Annotated in this window: 13 protein-coding genes; 6 read left to right on the top strand and 7 right to left on the bottom strand. The window is 70.9% G+C overall.

Annotation, left to right across the window (positions count from 1 at the left end):
* Positions 1-4 precede the first annotated feature (4 nt).
* Positions 5-3,724, top strand: coding sequence for a DUF4132 domain-containing protein (locus BC793_RS21005; protein ID WP_109594800.1), 3,720 nt, complete (start codon positions 5-7; stop codon positions 3,722-3,724).
* Between the two features lie 349 nt (positions 3,725-4,073).
* Here BC793_RS21005 and BC793_RS21000 read toward each other — a convergent pair whose 3' ends face one another.
* The 3 genes from BC793_RS21000 to BC793_RS20985 all read right to left on the bottom strand — a co-directional run bounded on the left by BC793_RS21000 (position 4,074) and on the right by BC793_RS20985 (position 7,600).
* Positions 4,074-4,739, bottom strand: a complete 666-nt coding sequence (locus tag BC793_RS21000) for a biliverdin-producing heme oxygenase (RefSeq protein WP_109594798.1) — start codon at positions 4,737-4,739, stop codon at positions 4,074-4,076.
* A gap of 333 nt (positions 4,740-5,072) precedes the next feature.
* Positions 5,073-6,089 carry a WxL protein peptidoglycan domain-containing protein gene (locus BC793_RS20990; RefSeq protein ID WP_146246374.1) on the bottom strand — a complete coding sequence of 339 codons (1,017 nt, stop codon included), beginning with the start codon at positions 6,087-6,089 and terminating at the stop codon, positions 5,073-5,075.
* Between the two features lie 338 nt (positions 6,090-6,427).
* The gene (locus BC793_RS20985; RefSeq protein WP_109594793.1) at positions 6,428-7,600 is read right to left on the bottom strand and encodes an HtaA domain-containing protein; all 1,173 of its coding nucleotides are present in this window, start codon (positions 7,598-7,600) and stop codon (positions 6,428-6,430) included.
* Positions 7,601-7,743: 143 nt separating this feature from the next.
* On the opposite strand from BC793_RS20985, the gene BC793_RS20980 reads away from it, so the two are divergent.
* The 4 genes from BC793_RS20980 (at position 7,744) to BC793_RS20965 (ending at position 11,538) form a co-directional block, all read left to right on the top strand.
* Positions 7,744-8,529: a hypothetical protein gene (locus BC793_RS20980; protein ID WP_146246373.1), complete on the top strand. Its 786-nt coding sequence runs from the start codon at positions 7,744-7,746 to the stop codon at positions 8,527-8,529.
* A gap of 95 nt (positions 8,530-8,624) precedes the next feature.
* Positions 8,625-9,632 (top strand): heme/hemin ABC transporter substrate-binding protein, encoded by a 1,008-nt coding sequence (locus tag BC793_RS20975; protein ID WP_109594789.1) that lies wholly within the window; start codon positions 8,625-8,627, stop codon positions 9,630-9,632.
* Between the two features lie 173 nt (positions 9,633-9,805).
* Positions 9,806-10,786 (top strand): FecCD family ABC transporter permease, encoded by a 981-nt coding sequence (locus BC793_RS20970; RefSeq protein WP_239170229.1) that lies wholly within the window; start codon positions 9,806-9,808, stop codon positions 10,784-10,786.
* Positions 10,783-11,538 carry a heme ABC transporter ATP-binding protein gene (locus BC793_RS20965; RefSeq protein WP_109594787.1) on the top strand — a complete coding sequence of 252 codons (756 nt, stop codon included), beginning with the start codon at positions 10,783-10,785 and terminating at the stop codon, positions 11,536-11,538. Before BC793_RS20970 ends, BC793_RS20965 begins: the two co-directional genes overlap by 4 nt.
* On the opposite strand, the gene BC793_RS20960 is transcribed toward BC793_RS20965, so the two are convergent.
* Positions 11,472-13,319 carry a DEAD/DEAH box helicase family protein gene (locus BC793_RS20960; RefSeq protein WP_109594785.1) on the bottom strand — a complete coding sequence of 616 codons (1,848 nt, stop codon included), beginning with the start codon at positions 13,317-13,319 and terminating at the stop codon, positions 11,472-11,474. The two genes, BC793_RS20965 and BC793_RS20960, sit on opposite strands and share 67 nt — an antisense overlap.
* Positions 13,320-13,322: 3 nt before the next feature.
* Entirely contained in the window at positions 13,323-15,161 is a 1,839-nt protein-coding gene (locus BC793_RS20955) for a site-specific DNA-methyltransferase (RefSeq protein WP_109594783.1), read from the bottom strand.
* A gap of 255 nt (positions 15,162-15,416) precedes the next feature.
* Between BC793_RS20955 and BC793_RS20950 the strand changes: the two genes are divergently transcribed.
* The gene (locus BC793_RS20950; protein WP_109594781.1) at positions 15,417-17,003 is read left to right on the top strand and encodes a hypothetical protein; all 1,587 of its coding nucleotides are present in this window, start codon (positions 15,417-15,419) and stop codon (positions 17,001-17,003) included.
* A gap of 33 nt (positions 17,004-17,036) precedes the next feature.
* Here BC793_RS20950 and BC793_RS20945 read toward each other — a convergent pair whose 3' ends face one another.
* The gene (locus BC793_RS20945) at positions 17,037-17,591 is read right to left on the bottom strand and encodes a hypothetical protein (protein ID WP_146246372.1); all 555 of its coding nucleotides are present in this window, start codon (positions 17,589-17,591) and stop codon (positions 17,037-17,039) included.
* A 307-nt stretch (positions 17,592-17,898) separates the two neighbouring features.
* Positions 17,899-20,049, bottom strand: coding sequence for an AAA family ATPase (locus BC793_RS20940; RefSeq protein WP_146246371.1), 2,151 nt, complete (start codon positions 20,047-20,049; stop codon positions 17,899-17,901).
* Positions 20,050-20,206 lie beyond the last annotated feature (157 nt).

Below are 20,206 nucleotides of genomic sequence, written 5' to 3'. Positions count from 1 at the left end.
CGCCATGCGGAGTTTCGAGTTCGTCGAGGGCAGCTCGGCCAAGTTCTGGGAGATCAGCCGGGCCGGCTGTGCGGTCACGGTCCGGTTCGGCCGGATCGGCACGCAGGGCCAGAGCAGTGTCAAAACCCTGGCCGACGAGACTGCCGCCGCGGCACACGAGACAAAGCTGATCAACGAAAAACTGCGCAAGGGGTACGCGGAGACGACCGGCCCGTCCACGTCGGCCGCCACTCCCATCCCGGTCTCTTCCGGCCCGGCCGCCTCCAGCCCGATTGCCTCCCGCCCGGTTGCCTCCGGCTCGGCCGTTGGGGAGCTCGTTGATGAGGACGTTCTTGTTCTTCCGCAGGCCTGGGCCCGGTCGCGCACACCACGTCGCGGCAGTGCCGGGGTCGGCAAGTTCACGCCGAGCGCCAAGGCTCGCACCGCCGCCGAGGCCGAGCTAGCGCGGCACTCGCAGCGGACCGTGGCCGTTCTCGAGGCGCCCACCACCGAGGAGGAGACCCGCCGGGAGGGACTCGCCTGGCTGGCCGGTGAGCCGGATGCGACCCCGCTGGGAGCGGCCGCCGTCGTGGCCACCGCCGACCACGGCCACTGGGACTCGAGCGACTGGGCCAACTGCTTCGCCGACATGTGGATCCGCGAGCGTGGGCCGGTGTTCGCCGCCGAGGCCGCGGTCAGGATGAACGAGCTGATCGTGGTGGACGACGACTCGTTGAGCGCGTACGCCCAGCGTCCGGGTGTGCGGCACCGCCGACCGGGCGAACGGCACCCGGTCCGGTATCCCTCTGCCGCGATCCGACTTCTGCTGCGGGTGCGCCAGGCGCTCGCGGCCGCCCCGGATCACACGTATGCGGAGGTGGTGGATGCGCTCCGGCCGTACCGTGCGAGGGGTTCCCATGCCCGTGCCGCGGTCGCCGTCCTCGTCCCGGAGGAGCGGGCCTGGTTCGAGCAGGACCGCGACGAGGCGGCCGCCGCGGGTGACGACCATCTCGGGACCCTGCTGCTCCTGGCGGCCGGCACCGCGGAGGACGTGACGGCGCTGGCGCCGATCGCCGAACAGGACGCCTTCATCAACTCGATGAATCTGCTCGTCACCATGATCGACGGGGTCGGTGGGGCCGCCGCTCCGATGCTGTTCAGCTGGTTGGACGGCTCCTACAATTTCGCCGACGATCAGCGGCGTCTGCTCTCGGTGCTGGCCGTGCTCCCCGGCGACGAGGTGACCCGGGGCCTGATCGAGCGGATCGGCACCAGATACGCCAAACGCGCCCTCCTGGAGAACACCGAGCGATACCCGGCACGGGCGCTGCGCCTGCTCGCCGAGAGCGCCGGGGATCCGGCCGTCACCGACCTGTTCCGCGGCCACCTGCTGAAACACCGGGACTTGGCGAGCCGGGTCATCCCCCTCCTCGGCGTGGAGGCCACCGAGCGGGTCGAGCAGATCCTCGCCGAAGCCGACACCGTGTCGGCCGCCCCGCTCTCCGCGGTGCCCCCGGTCCTCGCCGACCCGCCGTGGCGGCATCTCCCGGAACCGGTGAAACCCCTCGTCATCAAAGGCCTGACCTGCGGCGACCCGATGACCTTCAGCTGGTTGCCGGGCGAGCGTGAGCAGTGGGCGGCCCTGCCGTTCCAGCGGTATGACCACGACGGCCGATGGGATCCGGAGGTTCGGCGACAGGCCGTGCTCGGCAACCAACTGCCGCTGCGGGATGCGTGCCTGTTCTTCCTCGACACCGCCGAGGAGATCACCCGCCCGGCGCTGGCGGCGTGGCGGCCGTACGACCCGTGGATGGCCGGCACCTACATGCGCCTCATCACCGCGCGGTTCGGCAGCGACACGCTGGCGGCACTGCTGAGCCTGGCGCCACACTCGCCGGTCGATGTCGCCCCGGCGTTGCAGCCGTTCGCGACGCCGGGGATCGCGGTGCTGATGGCCGACTGGCTGGCCCGCCTCAAGGGTGTCGGCGACGATGCGCTGGCGTGGCTGCTCCGGCATCCGGCCGAGGCCGCCCGCGCCCTGATCCCACCGGCGCTCGGCAAACCCGGCCCGGCCCGGCGGCAGGCGGAGGGCGCGCTGCTCGCCCTGCATGCCAACGGCCACTCCGAGACCGTGCGAGCTGCCGCCCGGGGCTACGGCGATGCGGTCGCGGCCGCCGTCGCGACCCTCGTCGACACCGATCCGGCCGCCCTCGACCCGTCCACCATTCCCTCGGTCCCGGTGTGGGCGACGCCCGGTGTGCTCCAGCCGATCCTGCTGCGGGACGGGTCCGGGTCGCTGCCCGGCGAGGCGGTGGAGAATCTGTTCGTTCTGCTCGCGCTGTCCCCGCTGGACGCGCCCTCGCCGGAGCTGGCAGCGGTTCGCGAGGCGTGCGAGCCGTCGAGTCTCGCCGCCTTCGCGTGGAGCCTCTTCGAGTTGTGGCAGACGTCCGGATCCGTCTGGAAGGAGAGGTGGGCCTTCGAGGCGCTCGGGCACCTGGGTGACGACGACACGGTCCGCCGGCTCACACCGCTGATCCTCGCCTGGCCGGGAGAGAGCGGCCACAACAAGTCGGTCATCGGGTTGCAGGTGCTCGCCTCGATCGGAACCGATGTGGCCCTCATGCACCTGCACACCATCGCGCAACGGTCGAAGTTCACCGGTCTCAAGAACGCCGCCGTGCAGAAGATGGACCAGATCGGCGCCACCCTGGGTCTGACCGCCGAGCAACTGGCCGACCGCCTGGTGCCCGATCTCGGCCTGGACGCCGACGGCAGCCTGCGGCTCGACTACGGCCCCCGGCAGTTCGTGGTCGGCTTCGACGAGCACCTCCAGCCGTACGTGGCCGAGCCCGCCGGCAAACGACTCAAAGCGCTGCCCAGGCCCGGTGCCCGTGACGACGCCGCCCTGGGCCCGGCCGCGTACCAGCGGTTCACCAGGTTAAAGAAGGACGTCCGCACGGTCGCCGCCGACCAGGTGCGCCGCCTGGAACACGCGATGGTCACCAACCGCCGCTGGTCCGGCGCCGAGTTCCGCCGCCTGTTCATCGACCACCCGCTGCTGTGGCACCTGGTCCGCCGCCTGGTGTGGGCCCGCTTCGACCCACCCCTTCCCGAGACGGTGGCCGGCACACCGGAGGTGGCGGTCGGCGCACCCGAAGTCGCGGCCGGTGCGCCCGAGGTGGCGGCCGGTGCGTTCCGAGTCGCTGAGGACCGGACGTTCTCCACCGTGGACGATGAGACGACCACGGTGCCGGATGACGCCGTGATCGGCGTCGCTCACCCACTTCATCTGGGAGAAGATCTCGCCGCGTGGGCCGAGGTCTTCGCTGACTACGAGATCCTGCAACCGTTCGCGCAGCTGGGCCGGCCCGTCTTCACGCTGACCGAGGAGGAGGCCAGAAGCAGTCGGCTGGTCCGGTTCCAGGGTGTCAAGGTGCCGACCGGCCGACTGCTCAGCCTGGAGCGTCGAGGCTGGCGGCGCGAGACACCGAAGGACGCCGGCCACCAAGGCAGCATCAGCTTGGTGATCGATCCCGGCCGCGAGCTGATCGTCGAGTTCGAGCCCGGCTTCTCCATCGGATACATCGACATGTCGGCAGATCAGGAGCTGACCGACATATTCCTGTACGCCGGAAGCGACAACCGCTGGCGCCGAAACGACAGCGACTACAAGCCCTTCGCCGAACTCGACCGGGTCACCATCTCCGAACTGCTCCACACCCTGACCGACCTGGCGCCCGCATAGTCAGCCAAACCCGGCCGCGGCCCTCGTGCAATCGGCTGCCGAGTGCAATCGGCAGCCCAGCCCCACGCCCAAGCGGATCCAGCAGTGGGGTCTTGCCCCAGCTGGTTCCCACCGCTGCCTCACGCCTCCCGAAGCGACGCCGAGAACCAGCCCGACCTGCGCGGCTGGCCGCGACCGCTGTCTCGCGCCACCCGAGACGACGGTGACAACCAGCCCGACCTGCGCGGCTGGCCGTGACCGCTGTCTCGCGGCGGCTGAGGTGGCCGTGCGGATCGGTTGTCAGGATGGGACGTGGCGTGCGCGGGCCGTTGGTGAGCGGACGCGGTCTTGGGGTGGGCGGTCTGATGGGTCAGGCGGCGGGGGCCAGGTCTTCGGGATTCTCTGGGTAGAGGGTGCCCAACTCGACGAAGACGGCCGCGTTGAAGCGGAAAGCCAGCTGCGCCTCGTCGATCAAGATGGTCGCGTCGTCGTCCGGGAGCGTGAGAGCGTCAAGGCGCTGCCGGTAGGAGATCTTGTAGGCGCGGGCGTCGGTGATCTTGTCGAAGCGGTAGAACGACGTGCCGGCCTCGCCCAGGCCGTAGAGGTTGGAGAGGGTTCGGCCGATCATCTGGCCGCCACTGAGGTCGCCGAGGTAGCGGACGTAGTGGTGGGCGATGAAGTGGGTGGGCGAACCGGCCGCCAAGTCGCGGAGACGGTCGGCGTAGGCACGGGTGGAATCCAGGACGGTGATGGTCGACTCCCAGTCCGGTCCGTACAGGTGGGCCAGGTCGGCCTCCAGGGACGGGACCCGGATCAGGGCCGGATCGGCGAAACCCGCGGCGGGGCCGGCTCCGGCTCGCATCCGGTCGGCGGCGGCCTCCAGTTCCCGGTACACGGCCAGGTACTGCGCGGTCAGGGCGGCGAAACCGGCCATCGGGACGTCGCCGGCCATCAGCCTGGAGATGAAGCCGCGGGTCTCGGCCTCGCGGTGCTCGACCATGGTGGCGCGGCGGAGGCGGGTGGAGAACTCGGTCATGTCGGCTCGTCCTTCCTGATCATCGAAGTGGTGGCGCGGTCGGGAAGTCGGTCGGTGAGTTCCCGAAGCCGGTCCACGAGCCGGAACCTCTGCCGGTCCAGGCCGGGGACCTGTCCGGGCGGTGGACCCGTCCGGGCCGTGAACCTGTCCGGGCCGTGGACCCGTCCAGGCCGTGGACCCGTCCGGGCCGTGAACCCGTCCGAGCCGTGAACCCGTCCGAGCCGTGAACCCGTCCGAGCCGTGAACCCGTCCAGGCCGTGGACCGGTTCCGCGGGTGGCGGGAACCGGTTGTCACCGGGTGGCGACACGACGTCGATGTCGTACTGATCATCCTCATTGCGCGGGGGCCGGGTCCAGTGTTGTGGGCAGGTTCTTCGGCCGCCGCCGGGACGACCGGTGGCGGATGAATCGGAAAATCAGGTACAGGAGGGCCAGGGAGAGCAGTACGACCAGCGCCCATGGCCACGCCCAGACCGTGGTGCCGCGGGTTACGGCGGGGAGTTTCTGGTCGAAGTTCGCCGGTTCGATGCTGATCTCGGCGTTGAGGCGGACGGCCGGCTGGAGTCCGATGATCTTCTCGGTGACGGTCACTGAGCCGCCGGGTAGGAGTTCGGGGATCGCCATGGCCTCGGTGCGGGCCAACTCCCAGCCGAGCGGGCCGGTCACCCGCACCGCGCCGGTGCCGCGGAGGCGTAGGTTGCCGGTGTTGCGGACCAGGTAACGGACCGTCATCTCACCGCCGTCGGTCGGGTTCGTGGACTGGGTGTACTCCAGCCGTACCGTATCGATCTTGAGGGTGGGTGCGACCGCACCGGCGACGGTGAGGTAGACGCGGGCCGCGACCCGGCGATCCACCAGGACCTTCTGGCCCTGGGCGTCGAGCGTCTCCTCGGCGATCGACGTGATCACGCCGCCCGCGTGGTCGCCGGGAGTGGCGTCGACCGGAACCTTGATCGAGAACGGTACGTCCAGGCGGGTGTTCGCCGGAACCGTGTACTTCGCGGCGCCGAATCCGATCCACGAACCGATGTCGGTGGCCTTCTCCGCGGCCGGCAACAGCGCGAACGAACCGTCGTCGGTGTTGTAGGCGTCGGTGCCGTACACGGTGAAGGCCAGCGGCCGGGTGGTCAGATTGGTGATACCGACGTAGTCGGTGAGCGTCTCGCCGGGAGCCGCCCGCCGGATGATGAAGTCGCGGCCGTCCGGGCCCTTGGCGCTCGACGGCTGCACCGACCAGCGCACATCCGACGTGCCCGGTGCGACGGCGGACAGGCCGGTGGGGGCGGCGCGCGCCGGGGCGGGAACGAGGATCAGCAGAAGAACCGCGGCCAGCACGCCTCGGACGGTCATGTTGCTCCTTACGATGGGGCGGGCCGGCCGGGAATTGTTGCGGAATTCCCGGCCGGTTCCCTCGCCCGGAAACCGGAACCACGAACCGGACCGGACCGGATCCGACCGGTGGCCCAACCGGACGAAATGAAGCCGGACCGAACCGAACCGAGCGGAACCGAACCGAGCGGAACCGAACCGAGCGGAACCGAACCGGAAGCCGGACCGAACCGGAAGCCAGACCAAACCGGAAGCCAGACCGAACCGGAAGCCAGACCGAACCGGAAGCCGGAACCGGACCCGACCGGACCCGGGACCCGAGCCTCGAGGGGCCGAAGGCTCGGGTCAGGGCCGTGGGATCAGGCGAGCGTCAAGGTGAGTACGGCGCTGTACTCACCGGCGGCGCTCGATTCCGGAATACCGAGGTTCAGGGCCGCGCCGCAGGTGGCGCTGCCCAGGCTGTTGCCGGTCTCGGCGCTGCACAGGGTGCGGCTGGTGCCGAGTCCGGCGCCGGGAGCGATCGGACCGCCCGCGGCGACCTTGTTGGTCACGCCGTTCGCGGCTACCAGGCTGGTGGCCGCGACCTGGGCGGTCGGGGTCCAGCCGAGGTTCGCGGCCGGGATGGTTCCGCCGCCGGTGGACTTGAACTCGGTGACCTGGCCGACCAGGTCCCAGCCGGCGTTGGTGCCGCGCAGGTCGCTGACGGTGACGGCGTTGAGGGCGCCGGTCGCGGTCTGACCGGGCGACGCCGCCGACAGGTTCACGGCCGCGCCCGCCGACGTCAGGGTCAGGGCGCCGCCACTGACGGCCGCCTTGATCGTCTGCGCCGCCGAGCCGTTGCCCGTGCCGGGGTCGGCCGGATCGGTCGGGTCCGTCGGGTCAGTGGGATCGGTCGGGTCGGTCGGGTCGGTCGGGGTGGTGGAGTCCGATGCCGTGGCGGTCACCGGGTCGAGCGCGGTGCCCGCCTGGTAGAAGCCGGCGAACGCGGACGCCCCGGACGCGGTGAGCGTCGCGGCGAGCGCGTTGAACGAGACGTCGCCGTCCGTCACGGTCGGTGCGGTGGTCACCAGGGTGGCGATCTCCGCTTGGTCGAGGTGACTCTCGGTGGTGCCGTTGTTGGCGATCAGGTCCACATCGGCCAGCAGTGAGCCGGTGCCGTCACCGTCGACGACCAGGGTCGGGTTGGAGACGGTGATTTCGAACATGTGCAGGGGGTACGAGAACACGACCGTTCCGCCGTAGCTGACAGTTGCGGTGCCAGCTGCGGCGTCGTAGGTGCCCCCGGTGGCGGGGAAGTCGAAGGTGCCGTCCGTGTTGCGGCCGGCCCCGTTACTGGCGGCGATCGGCGGGGTGCCGTTGCCGGCTCCGACGTAGGCCCGGAACGAGGCCTTGAAGCCCCAGTCCAGGCTGCCACCGGCCACGTTGACCGGCGCGGCGAACGCCGGGGTGACTCCGGTGAGCGCCGTGGAGGCGCCGAGGGCGATGGCGCTCGCGAACAGGGCGGCCCGATGCGAGCCGTTCAGTGTGCCCACGCTCTTTCCTTCCGATGAGCTTCGAAGTGATGAGGTCCGAAGAGGGCGGTGACCCACGATTGCGGGTTCAGTTAGGGTAGCCTCACCTAACTCTCGCGATCTATCAAGGTCATGTGAGATCGAATTCGTTGGAGGAGGCCGCGATGCGGATCGGGTCGCGGGTGGCGGTCGCCGCCATGGCACTGCTGATCGTCGCCGTCACCGGGACACCCGCCGTCGCCGCGAAGCGTCTGACCGTCTCCAAGACCAAGGGCATCGAACGAGCCGGCGAGACGGTCACCGTCACCGGCCGGGGGTACGACGAGACCAAAGGCATCTACGTCGCGTTCTGCCTGGACAACGGGCCCGGCGTGATGCCGTCGCCGTGTGGGGGCGGCGCTGACATGTCCGGCGGTTCCGGGGCGTCCGTGTGGATCTCGTCGAATCCACCGTCCTATGCCGAGGGACTGACCACGCCGTACGGGAGAGGCGGCAGTTTCCGCGTCTCGATCCGGGTCGGTCAGATGATCGGGGACGTCGACTGCGCGGTCCGCGGCTGTGCCGTGGTGACTCGCAATGATCACACCCGGACCGGCGACCGGTCCCAGGATGTGCGCATCCCGGTGCGGATCGCGGCCCCGGAATCAGGTGTGGCCGATCCCGCACCGACCGCGGCGCCCGTCACCGGCGGGCCCGCGACCGGGACCGGCGGCGGCAGGCCCACCGGAAAGCAGAGCACCCCGGCCGGACCGCCCACCGGGAAGCTGGCCACCGCCGGGCCGCCGGCCACCGCCGCCGTGGTCGCCCTGGACGCTGCCGAACCGGCACTGAGCCGCACCAGCAGCGCCACCCCGCTCGGCCACTGGTGGGCGATCGGCGGCGCGTTCCTGGTCGGGGTCCTCGTGACCGGCCTCGCCGGCCGTATCCGCAACCGCCGCCGCAGCGGCTGACGAGAGACCGATGGCAGAGCCGGCCGCATCCGCAACCGCGCCGCCTGCCGGGAGAGACCGCCGGAGACCGACGGCAGAGACTGACGGGAGAGATCATGCGAATCGTCGCGAGGGTTCTCGTGCTGGCGAGCCTGGCGCTCGCGGGCTGCACCTCGGTCAGCGAGGTCGGGCCGGAGCAGACGGCCGGCGGCTGCGGGGTCACCACCGCGAAGCTGGCCGACGAGGACGTCACGCCGCTCGACCCGCGGCCGGTTCCGCACCTGCCGGTGACCGTGAAGTCGGCGGACGGGCGGGATGTCACGGTCCGGTCGGCCGACCGGATCCTGGCCGTCAACCTGTACGGATCATTGGCCGAGATCGTCTTCAGCCTCGGGCTCGGGGACCGGGTGATCGGCCGGGACACGTCGACCGCGTTCCCGGCGGCGGCCGCGCTGCCCCTCGTCACACCGCAGGGCCATGACCTGTCGACGGAGGCGATCCTCAAGCTGAACCCGACGGTGCTGATCGCGGACGACAGCATCGGCCCGGCGACGGTGTTGCAGCAGCTCCGGGACTCCGGGATTCCGGTGGTCATGGTCGATGACGAGCAGACGCTGGAGGCGGTTCCGGCGCACATCCGGGCCGTCGCCGGTGCGCTCGGGGTAGCCGAGGCCGGGGAGCGGTTGGTCGCCCGCGTGCAATCGGAGATCGACACGGCACGGGGGTCGGCGCCGAAGGACGGTACACCGCCACGGATCGCGTTCCTCTACGTGCGGGGCACGGCGGGGGTGTATCTGATCGGCGGGGACGGCGCCGGGTCGGACGCGATGATCGAGGCGATCGGGGCGGTGGACGCCGGGACCGAGGCGGGGCTCCAGAAGTTCCGGCCCTTGACCAGCGAAGGACTGATCAACGCGGCACCCGACGTGATCCTGGTGATGACCGAGGGACTGCACTCGGTCGGCGGGGTGGACGGGCTGCTCAAGCTGCCGGGCGTGGCGCAGACGCCGGCCGGGATCAACCGGCGGATCGTCGACATGGAGGACGGCGTCCTGCTGAACTTCGGGGCACGCACCGGCAGGGCCGTCGAGGCGCTCGCGACAGCGGTCTACGGCCAGTGCTGACCGAAAACGACCGGAGCGACCAGACGGGGCCGATGTCCGAGGATGATCGGAGCGGCCGAGCGGGGCCGACGTCCGGAAAGGATCGGCGTGGGCGCCTCAGCTCCGGCCGGAGAACCCCGTGGCCGTACCGGAAGACGGGGTTGATCCTGGGGTTGGCGGTGGGGCTCGCGGTCGTGAGCCTGTTGGCCGCCGGGCGCGGGCAGGTGCCGATCTCGCCGGCCGAGGTCGCCGGTTCGGTGTTGCACCGGCTCGGCATCGATCTGGGCCCGCTGCCGGCCGCGATGCAGGGCGAGAATGCGTTGTGGCTGGTCAGGTTCCCGCGAGTGGTGCTCGCACTGATCGTCGGCGCGGCGCTCGGCTGCGCCGGCGCACTGATGCAGGGCGTGTTCGGCAACCCGCTCGCCGAACCGGGTGTGGTGGGCGTCTCGTCCGGAGCGGCGGTCGGCGCGGCCGCGGCGATCGTCAGCGGGATCACCGTCGCCGGGATCTGGACCACCGCGGCGGCCGCGTTCGCCGGGGGCGTGCTGACCACGCTGATCGTGTACGCGATGTCGCGCGCCCAGGGCCGGACCGAGGTGGTCACGCTGGTCCTGACCGGTGTGGCGGTGAACGCGACGGCCGGCGCCCTCCTGGGCCTGCTGATGTTCATGACCGATGACGACGGGGTCCGGGCGATCGCGTTCTGGCAGCTGGGCAGCCTGGCGCAGGCCACCTGGGGTGCCGTCGCGGTGGCCGGCCCGTGCGCGGTGACCGGTCTGACCGTGGCCGTCGTGCTGGCCCGCCGTGTCGACCTGCTGGCTCTCGGTGAACGCCCGGCCCGGCACCTCGGCGTCGACACCGAACGGCTGCGGATCGTCGCGATCGTGACGACCGCTCTGCTCACCGCGTCGGCGGTGGCGTTCACCGGGATCATCAGCTTCGTCGGTCTGGTGGTGCCGCACCTGATCCGGATGGTCGCCGGGCCGGGGCATCGGGTGCTGATCCCGGCGAGCGCGCTCGGCGGCGCCCTGGTGGTGGTCACCGGGGATCTGATCGCCCGGACCGCGATCGACTACCAGGAGTTGCCGCTGGGGGTGCTGACCGCGGTGGTCGGCGGGCCGGCGTTCTTCTGGCTGCTGCGCCGGACCCGGGCGCGGGCGGGAGGCTGGGGATGAGGGCGGTCGGCACACATGTCGATCTGGGCGGCACGACCGTCGTCGACGGTGTGGATCTGCACGTCGACGCCGGTGAGGTCGTCGCGCTGGTGGGGCCGAACGGTGCCGGCAAGTCCACCTTGCTCGCCGCCCTCGCCGGGGACGTGCCGGCAGGTGGCCGGATCGAGATCGACGGCCGGGAGGTACGCGCCTGGAAGCCGGTCGAGCTGGCCCGGCGGCGTGCGGTGCTGCCGCAGAGGGCGATGGTGTCGTTCCCGTTCACGGTCGGTGAGGTGATCGCGATGGGGCGGGCGCCGTGGACGGGCCGGCCGGAGAGCGCCGAGGACGAGGACGCGGTGGCCGAGGCGATGCGGCTGACCGAGACGACCGGATTCGCGGGGCGGACGTTCCCGGCGCTGTCCGGTGGTGAGCAGGCGCGGGTGGCGCTGGCCCGGGTGCTGGCGCAGCGTACGCCGGTGCTGCTGCTCGACGAACCGACGGCCGCGCTCGACCTGCGGCATCAGGAGCTGGTGCTACGGGCCGTGCGGGAGCGGGCCGGGAACAGCACCCGCGTCGTGGTGGTGCTGCACGATCTGGGGCTGGCGGCGGCGTATGCGGATCGCACGTATCTGCTGGCCGCGGGCCGGGTCCGGGCCGAGGGGACGCCGCGTGAGGTGTTCACCGCGGACCTGTTGAGCGACGTCTATCAGCACGAGGTCGAGGTGTTCGAGCACCCGCGGACCGGGGCGCCGATGGTGGTGCCGCGACGCTGACCCGCATCGATCAGGGCGGCCTTCTCGCGGTTGATGATCGCGGCGGCGCCGTCCCGGCCGCAGAGGGCGAACGTGCGGGGGCGGACCGCGGTGAGTATCGCGGCGATCGTCCGGCGGGTGAGGCGGGTGAGCTCGGCGAGTTCGCCGACCGGATCGAGCATCCGGTCGGTGGTCACCGGGTGGATCCGGGTGCTGTCCGCGGTCTGCACGACGTACTGCCGCGGCGCCAGGCCGTCATCGAGAGCGGCCACACACCGCGCCACCAGTTCGGCGGAGTCGAAGGCCACCCGATGGACGGCGGTGCGGGCGGTCCGGGCGACCGGGGCCGGGGAACGCCGCACCCGCCGCCCGTCGGTGATCGCCCGGAGATCACCCTCGGCCTGCAACCCGGCGACGAAGGACGCGTACGACTCGTCCGCCACCACGGTCAGCTCGTTGATCCCCTCCATCCGCTCGCCGTGCCGGTCGACCGCCAACCGCAGTCCGCGGCCCACCTCCTGCCGGCGCGAGACGATGTCGTCGCTGCTCTTGAGCATCCCGATGACGAAGACGTTCGGGTTGTCCCAGCCCTCCCGCAGCGCCGAGTGGGAGAACACGAACCGCACCGGCTCGTCGAGGGAGAGCAGGCGTTCCCGGTCGCGCAGGATGAGGTCGTAGGCGTCCACATCGGAGGCGGTGCCGTCGATCATGCGCCCGGTCCGCCGGTCGATCGCGAAATAGCCCTGGTGGGTCCGTTCGACCGGGATGCCGTCGAGGTAGCGCCGGTACGGTCCGTCCGGTTCGCCGGCGGTCAGCGACCGGTACTCCTCCGCGAAGATCCGGGCGTAGTCACCGAGCTGGTCCTCGCGCGAATAGTCGCGATATCTGATCACCTGGTCGATGAAGAGCAGCGACAGCACCTTGACGCCCCGGGCGTACAGCTCGCGCTCCTTGTCCAGGTGGGCGCGGATCACCTCGCGGATCTGGACACGCCGGCGGGCCGGCCCCGGCTCCCCCTCGATCCCCACCACGGTGATCCGTTTGACGAGCTTCCTCCGGTACGCCGTGAGCGCGTCCAGCCGGTGCACGAGGTCGTGGCGAACCCGGTGGGTCGCCGAGTACCGCAGGACCATGAGCGGCGCGAACCGGCTCAGCGACTCCAGGGAGCGGGCCGATCCGATGCGCTGCGGCTCGTCGATGATCACGATCGGGCGGGACGCGCGGATCACGTCGATCGGCCGGCGGGACCCGAACCCGTCCTGCTCCTCGTAGATGCGCCGGTTCTCGCGGGACGAAGAATTGAACGCCTGCAAGTTGATGATCATGACCTGTACCCCGGCACCGGAACGGAACCGGTCCAGCTCGTGCAGTGCGGAGGAGTCGTACGTGAAGGGGCGCGGGCGGGTCCCGTACATCTGCCGGAAGTGCTCGGCGGTGAGCTCGAACGCCTTGCGCACGCCCTCCCGGATGGCCACCCCCGGCACCACGACGATGAACCGTGACCAGCCGTAACGCCGGTGCAGCTCCATGATCGTCCGGATGTAGACGTAGGTCTTGCCGGTGCCGGTCTCCATCTCGACGTCGAGGTGCGGTGCGTCCGGCGCCGCCTCACTGGTGGCGAGCGCGGTGGAGAGCGGCAGCCCGCCCCGGCGCTGCACGGCCCGCACGTCGTCGAGCAGCCGCTCCGTCCGGAGCGGGGCGTTGCACGGGCCGGGCGCGGACCGGGGCTGGCCGGCGAAGCAGTCGACGACCGCGGCCACCGCCTCGGTCTGGAACCGCTGGACCTTGAACTGGAGCCGCACCGGTCACAGGACCTTCACGTCGGTCGACGGCGACAGCTCGGCGAAGATCTGATCGGCGTTGATCCGTGCCGCGTCGTCGACGAAACCCGCGTCCCGGAAGACGGCACGCCGCGGCCGGCGGGCGGCGATCGCCCGGACCACCTCCTCGGTGGCCCGTTCCCGGAAGCAGGCGATCAGTTCGTGGTCACCGGCGACGTACATCCCCTCGCCGGCCGTGATCGGCAGCCCCGGGTCGAGACCGGAGTCGAGCAGGACCTGAAACAGCAGATCCTCGTCGGTACGGTCCGGTTTGACCCGGTCCACCAGCGACGCCACCTGAGCCTGCGCGAGATCATCGGGCGGATCGGCGAGGTTCGGCGAGTCCCACCGCAACACCCGGAACCCGAGATCGCCCGGCACGCCGGCGGCCCGCAGCTCGGCGGCCACGTTCCGGAGCCGGGTCAGCCCGATCTCGAAGATCGACGCCAGACCGTCCTCGGCGACCGGGAGCGGCTCGGGGATCTGCACGCTGATGAACCGCCGGTTGCCGCCGTCCGCCCGGTTCTGCGCCAGCACGGCGTGCGCGGTGGTCGCGCTGCCCCCGAAGAAGTCCAGGACGATGTCGCCGTCACCGGGCCGGCCGGCCAACTGGAGGATGCGCTGCAACAGCTCGACCGGCTTCACCGAGTTCAGCACGTTGGCGGTGTGCTCGAACGGGACATACCGCAACAGGCTGCGCTTGGCGTCCTGGGTGTGCCCGACCTCGCCGTAGAACCACAGCGTCTGCGGGGTACGCCCGGCCGACACCTCGGACAGGAACCGCTTCACCGCCGGGGAGTTGTCGCCGCCGCTGCCCCACCAGATCCGGTCGTCCGCGTTCAGCTCGTCGAACCGCTGCCGGGAGATCCGCCAGTAGCTGCCGCGCGGAGGGCCCTCGATGAGCCGGCCGGACGGGGTGGTGATCGGGTAGACGCCGGCGTCGTACCGGTTGCGGGCCGACATGTTCTCCGGCTTCCACGGCCCACGCGGGTCGTCGTCCGGATTGCGGTACCGCGCCTCCATCTCCGCGGTCCGGGCGAGCGGGCGCGGCTGCCAGCGGTCCCGGTTCCGGGCGAAGACCAGGATGTAGTCGTGGTCCTCGGAGAACCACCGGGCGGAGTTCTTCGGCGCGTACACCTTCTGCCAGATGATCTGGGCGACGAAATTGCGCTCCCCGAAGATCTCGGCGCAGATCTTCCGCAGGTTGTCGATCTCGTGGTCGTCGATCGAGATGAAGACGACCCCGTCGTCGGTCAGCAGATTCCGGGCCAGCGCCAGCCGCGGATACATCATGCTCAGCCAGTTCGAATGGAACCGCCCGCTCGACTCCGGATTGGCCACCAGCGGTATCCCGGCCGCGTCGACCTGCCCCGATCCGGTGAGATAGCCGGTCCTGGTCTGCGAGAAGTCGTCGTCGTAGAGGAAATCGTTGCCGGTGTTGTACGGCGGATCGATGTAGATCACCTTGATCCGCCCGAGGAACGACTCCTGCAACAGTTTCAGCACGTCGAGGTTGTCGCCCTCGATGAGCAGATTCCGGGTGCCGTCGAAATCCTCGGACTGGTCCCGCCGCGGCCGCAGCGTCCCCGCGACCGGCTCCCGCGCCGCCCGCTGCGCCCGGCGCTTCCCCGGCCAGTCCAGCTGATAACGCTCCGGCGCACCCTCCGTCACCTGATCACCGAGATACTGCCTGAGCAGGTCGAAGTCGATGACCCGGACCGGTCTCCCGGAGGCGTCCGCCACCTCGGTCACCGCCGCGGGGAACAACTCGGCGAGCCGGTCGACGTCGTGCGTCGCCGGATCGGGACTCGTCAGTTTCTCCACGGAGCCGTCCCAGGTGGTCCTACGCGTCCTAGGTGCTGGAAACCAGCACCCTACCGCCCTTCGACGACAAAAGTCCCATTCCTCCAACGGAAAGGCCTTAAAACCCTTTTTAGGTACGCTCCACCACGGCACCGTGGCTACCCCGCGACGTTCCCCCGGCGCCCGGCCGAAGCGCGGCCGCCGGGCTGAATGCGATGGTCACCGGCAGTGTTGTGCCATGATCAGCCATCGATTCCATCCGACGGGGTTTGGTGGATGTCTCCCTTCCTGAAACGCACCCTTTCCACGGCCGCGCTCATCCCGGCCCTCCTTCTCGGCACGACCGGACCTGCGGTCGCCGCCACGAACACGCTCACCATCACCGCGATCAACCGTTCCGGCGCCAAGGTCTCGATCTGGACCACTGCGGTCAACCTGAGCACCTACGAGGATTTCCAGATCCGCACCAACGTGAAGCGCAAGCTTCCGAAGGGCAACTACGCGGTCCTCGCCGCCATCACGACCGGAACCACCGATACGCTCGGCGGCCGCACCGTGAAGGTGTCCGGCGCGTCGACATTGACCATCGATGCCCGGCACGGCAAACCGGTCAAGCTCGCCCTGAGCCCGGCAGTGGCCACCCAGGGCCACCGGATCAGCGCTGTGATCTGCAGCAACACCGGCGGCGGCGCCGACTACAAGGTCGACGGCTGGGCCGGTGACGGCCGCACGCTCTACGCCATCCCGACCGCGTCCAAGAAGATCGCCTTCGCGGCGATGGGCTCCTGGTACGACCACTACGGCCTTCAGGACAGCTACGCGGTCCTGCACCGGACGGTCGGCGTGCCGAGCAACCCGAGCCGCACCTTTCACCGGTCCCAGCTCGGAACCATGACCGTCGAGTCGCGGCGCGGCCCGACCGGGACCGAGTACAGCGACGTCGCCGCCCAGCCGGCATACGAGGGCTGCGGCGGATACATGCACGCACCACTGTGGAGCCGGAGCGAGGCGAGCACCTCGAAGATCCACTTCTCGCCTGGGAGGTGGAGCGTTCGCGCCGATCTTCCGGCATATACGAAGACCGGCGAGTACCGCTCGCTCGGCGAGGAGTCCGCCGTCCGGAGCATCGCCTCCGGACGGCCCTACTTCGTGCGCTTCTTCGGATCGGCCTGGGGACCGGGCTTCCATCTGCCGATGACCAGCTACGGCCGGATCATCTTCCCTCTCTACGACATGTTCCGGAACCCGGCCTACAACGACCTCAACGGCAACCACGCGAGCATCGCCGGCGAACGGTCGAAAGCCACCCTCACGTTCGGCGGCAAGGTGGTCAAGACCGCCTACAACCGGGGCCTCGGCCACTACGCGCCGGTACTGGAGTACAAGGTCAAGAAGGCCGGCTGGTACACGGTCACCAACACCGCCAACCGTTACCACACCGACGTCACCCTGCAGAGCGGCATGCTCTCCACCGGCTCGACCGTCACACACCGGTTCTACGCGAAGCCGAACACCAGCCTGTTGGCGCAGGCCGCCACGATCCAGCACATGCCGACCGGCCTGAACAGCTACAACCGAGCCAAGCCGGGCAGTGTCACCACCGTGGCGATCAAGCTCAATCGCTACCTGATCTGGGGTGACGTCAAGCGGGGTGCGAACCCGACGCTGAAGTCACTGACCACGAAGGTCTCCTTCGACGGCGGCCGGACGTGGAAGGCCGTACCGGTCAAGAAGATCAACGGCGTGTGGGCCGCGGTCGTCACCAACCCGGCCTCCGGCGCGGTCTCCCTGCGGACCCGGGCCGGCTACACCAGCGGCGGATACACCGAGGCCGGCATCCAGCGGGCCTACGCCATCGGCTGACCCGGGGCGGCCCGGCAGTCGCCGGGCCGCCCTTCACGGGTGTGACGCCCGCAGGGTCATGCCGCCACGGATCAGGGCGCCGATCGCGTAGCCGAGAAGGAGCACGCCGACACCGGTGCCGACCACCTTGCCCGGCGGCACCGACGACGTCATGCCGGCGATCAGGCCGACCATCGCGGCCAGGCAGATCAAGCCGGCGAGGACCCGCAGAGCCGGGTCGCGCAGGACCGGGGCGAGCGGCCAGAAATGGAGGCCGACGACCGCGCCGACGAGCACCGGAACATACGGGGCGTGCCCGGTCACCGCGAGCAGCACCGCACCGAACCCGGCGGCGGCCAACTCGCCCGCGAGGATCACCAGATAGATCCGATCGGCGATGGCGTCCCGCCACAGCGGCCCCTCCGCCCGGGACCGGACCGCGAGCGCGCCACCGGCACCCGCTGTGAGCAGGGCAGCGATACTCGCCGTCACCAGGAGCACGCCGAATGGTGGCTCGGTCTCCGGCACGCTGAGCCAGACCGTCGCGAAGATGCCGAGGTACAGCGCCGTGAGCCCGGCTCGCCGCCGGGCATCCGCCATTGCCGTCACCAGTGGTTCTCCTTCCACAGCCCCCGTCATGACCGCCCGCCGGGCGATCCAGCGATTATCACGAATGGTTACGGATCGTGGGCCCCCGCGGATGGGTCGTCTCGTTCTTGACACTCAGCGCTACCAACCGCGTGCCCGGCAGCACCCGGTGTGTGCGGTGCACGACTATGATCTTCGACTGAGCGCCATCGATGTCCGCCGGATCCCCTGGCGCGGTCCACTGTGGCTCCGGGGGACTGCACGGTGACGGGCCGGACACACCGTGCACGTCGATCGGCGCCGGCCGGCCGGGTGGTCCGGCGACCGCTCAGTTACGGGGTTGCGGGGTCAGCCGGCGCCACAACCAGGACGGGAACACGCTCAGGCCGGAGCCGAAGGCGCTCTGCAGGAACAGGTCGGTGCCGATTCCCGCACTGCCCGGGGCGTGCCGGACCACGTGCAGCATGTGCCGTGCCCCGCCGCGCCGGCCGGTCAGTTTGAGGGCGACACCGAGGGCCAGCTCGGCACGGAGTGTGTTGGCGTGGATGTCACCGAGGGCGGCCCGGAAGCCGTGGAAGGCCCCGGCGAAATGGTCGGCGGCGTCGGCGTTGCGGCGTCCGCGGGCGGCGGCGAACCCGAGGATCAGCTCGGCACGGAACCGGACCGGATGCTCCGGGGCGAACCGGTCGAGCACGTCGTCGCGTACCCGCTGAAGGGTGTCGCCCGGACGGCCGAGGGCGGTGAGCGCCTCGCCGTGGGCGACCGTGAGGGCCAGGGTGACGCTGTGCCGCGACCCGTGCGTGGCGGACCAGTGGTCGCGGAGCCGGCGCAGCTCACGTTCGGTGTCCGCCCAGATCGGCCGGTCCTCGCGGGGATCGGTGAGCGGCGGGGTCAGGCGGGCGTCGACGAGCACCCGGACCGCCTCGGCCACGGTCGGATGATCCTGCAGATCGGGGCCGGCATACGCGGCGATCACCCGGGCGGCCCGGCGGCGGGCCTCCGTCTGGGCGCCGTCCTCGATCTCGGTACAGGCCAGCTCGAGCCGGGCCAGCTGCACCAGGTCGAGCATCGAGTACCGGATCTCGTGCCGGTCGATGAACTCGGCCAGTCCGTTCCGTGCCTCGTCGTACCGGCCACGCAGCCGCCGCGACCGCAGGAACCGCAGTTCGGTGTCGGCGCCCGGCGCGGTGCCGGCGGACCGGGAGGTATCGGTGGCCGGTGAATCGGTGCGCAGCAGGGTCCACAGGTGCTCGGCACGGCCGGTGTCGCCGAGTTCGTCGAGGATCTCGGCGAGCATCAGCCGCGCCCGGTGCCGCAGCTCCGGGTCGACGGCGAGCGGCACGGCGCGGTCGGCGAAGTCGCGTGCCTCGTCGAGGGCGCCGACGGTCCGCATCAGTTCGGCCGCCTCGACCAGCACCACCGGGTCGTCGAAGTGCCGTTCGGCCAGCTCCCGGTGGTGCGGCGCGGTGAGGGCCGGCTCGCGCAGGGTGATCACCCGCCGGTGCAGGCGGTCCACTATGGCCAGCGGCAGGTCGGGTCGGCCGGCGAGCCGGTCCGCATGACGGATGACCAGGAACGATTCCGCCGGGTCGGACCACGGGTGGTCGATCACCGCGTCGGCGAGCCGGCGGGCCAGCGCGGTCCAGTCGACCGGCGGCAGGTGCTGCCGGGCCGCGTCGCGGACCACCGAGTGCACCTGGAGCGCGTCGCCGACCGGGGTGGCCAGCAGTTCCCGGTACAGCTCGTCGACCGCCTCCTCGGTGCCGGGCCGGCCGAGCAGCAGCCGCAGCACGCCGGGCGGCAGGGCTGCGGGCGAACTGAGGGCGGAGAACCGCAGCACCCGGGACGCGGCCTCGCCGAGGCCGTCGAACCGGTCGCGCAGCAGCACGGTCAGCGGCGTGGGGCCGTCGGCGATCCGGTCGGCCAGGTCGGCCGGGCTGTGTTTGCGCAGTGCCGGGCCGGCCAGCCGGAGTGCCATCGGGTGCCCGCCGAGGAGTGCGAGGAGTTCCGGGTCGTCGTTGCCGAGCAGCTCGGCCGCGTCGGCGTCGGCCATCGGCCCGAGTTCCAGGACCGGCACGGGGATGCCCGGCACCCGGCGGGTGATCAGGACGGTACGCAGACGCCGCCCGGCCGCCCGCACGACGAGACGCTCGACCAGTTCCTCGGTGAGCGCCGGGATGTCGTCGACGATCAGCAGGCTCGGCTCGGGTTCCCGCGCGACCTGCTCGGCGAAGACGCCGACGATGTCGGCCTCCGGTGGGTTCCCCATCCGGGCACGCAGCGCGGCGGCGAGGGTGCCGGCCATCTCGTCCGGGTCGGCGCTGCTGCCGGCCAGGCTCACCGTCCACGCCTCCGGTGGCGCGTAGGCGGCCGCGAGCGCGGACTTGCCGATGCCCGCCGGCCCGGTGAGCACGCACATCCCGCTCTCGGTCAGCGCGGTGCGCAGTTCCCGCAGTTCGTCCTGGCGTCCGATGAACACGCGCAGGAACATACCGAGCCTCCGGCCGGTTCGTGCGGCTGGCTCTCCGCGCCGTTACCAACATGATCCGCAATCGCCCGCCGGCCGGGGTGACCGGGCCTGACCTGCGTGATCGTTCACCTCCAGAGGTGGCGCCGCCGGGCGCCCCGACCGTCGC

Source organism: Actinoplanes xinjiangensis (assembly GCF_003148685.1).
GTDB classification, from domain to species: Bacteria; Actinomycetota; Actinomycetes; order Mycobacteriales; family Micromonosporaceae; genus Actinoplanes; species Actinoplanes xinjiangensis.
This window is presented reverse-complemented; position numbering and strand designations above follow the sequence as displayed.

What these genes read in the sequence shown, in the direction of transcription:
- BC793_RS20975 (WP_109594789.1), top strand. Translation starts at nt 8,625, where the DNA reads ATGCGAATCGTCGCGAGGGTTCTCGTGCTGGCGAGCCTGGCGCTCGCG.
- BC793_RS20990 (WP_146246374.1), bottom strand. Translation starts at nt 6,089, where the DNA reads ATGACCGTCCGAGGCGTGCTGGCCGCGGTTCTTCTGCTGATCCTCGTT.
- BC793_RS21000 (WP_109594798.1), bottom strand. Translation starts at nt 4,739, where the DNA reads ATGACCGAGTTCTCCACCCGCCTCCGCCGCGCCACCATGGTCGAGCAC.
- BC793_RS20965 (WP_109594787.1), top strand. Translation starts at nt 10,783, where the DNA reads ATGAGGGCGGTCGGCACACATGTCGATCTGGGCGGCACGACCGTCGTC.
- BC793_RS20980 (WP_146246373.1), top strand. Translation starts at nt 7,744, where the DNA reads ATGCGGATCGGGTCGCGGGTGGCGGTCGCCGCCATGGCACTGCTGATC.
- BC793_RS21005 (WP_109594800.1), top strand. Translation starts at nt 5, where the DNA reads ATGCGGAGTTTCGAGTTCGTCGAGGGCAGCTCGGCCAAGTTCTGGGAG.
- BC793_RS20950 (WP_109594781.1), top strand. Translation starts at nt 15,417, where the DNA reads ATGTCTCCCTTCCTGAAACGCACCCTTTCCACGGCCGCGCTCATCCCG.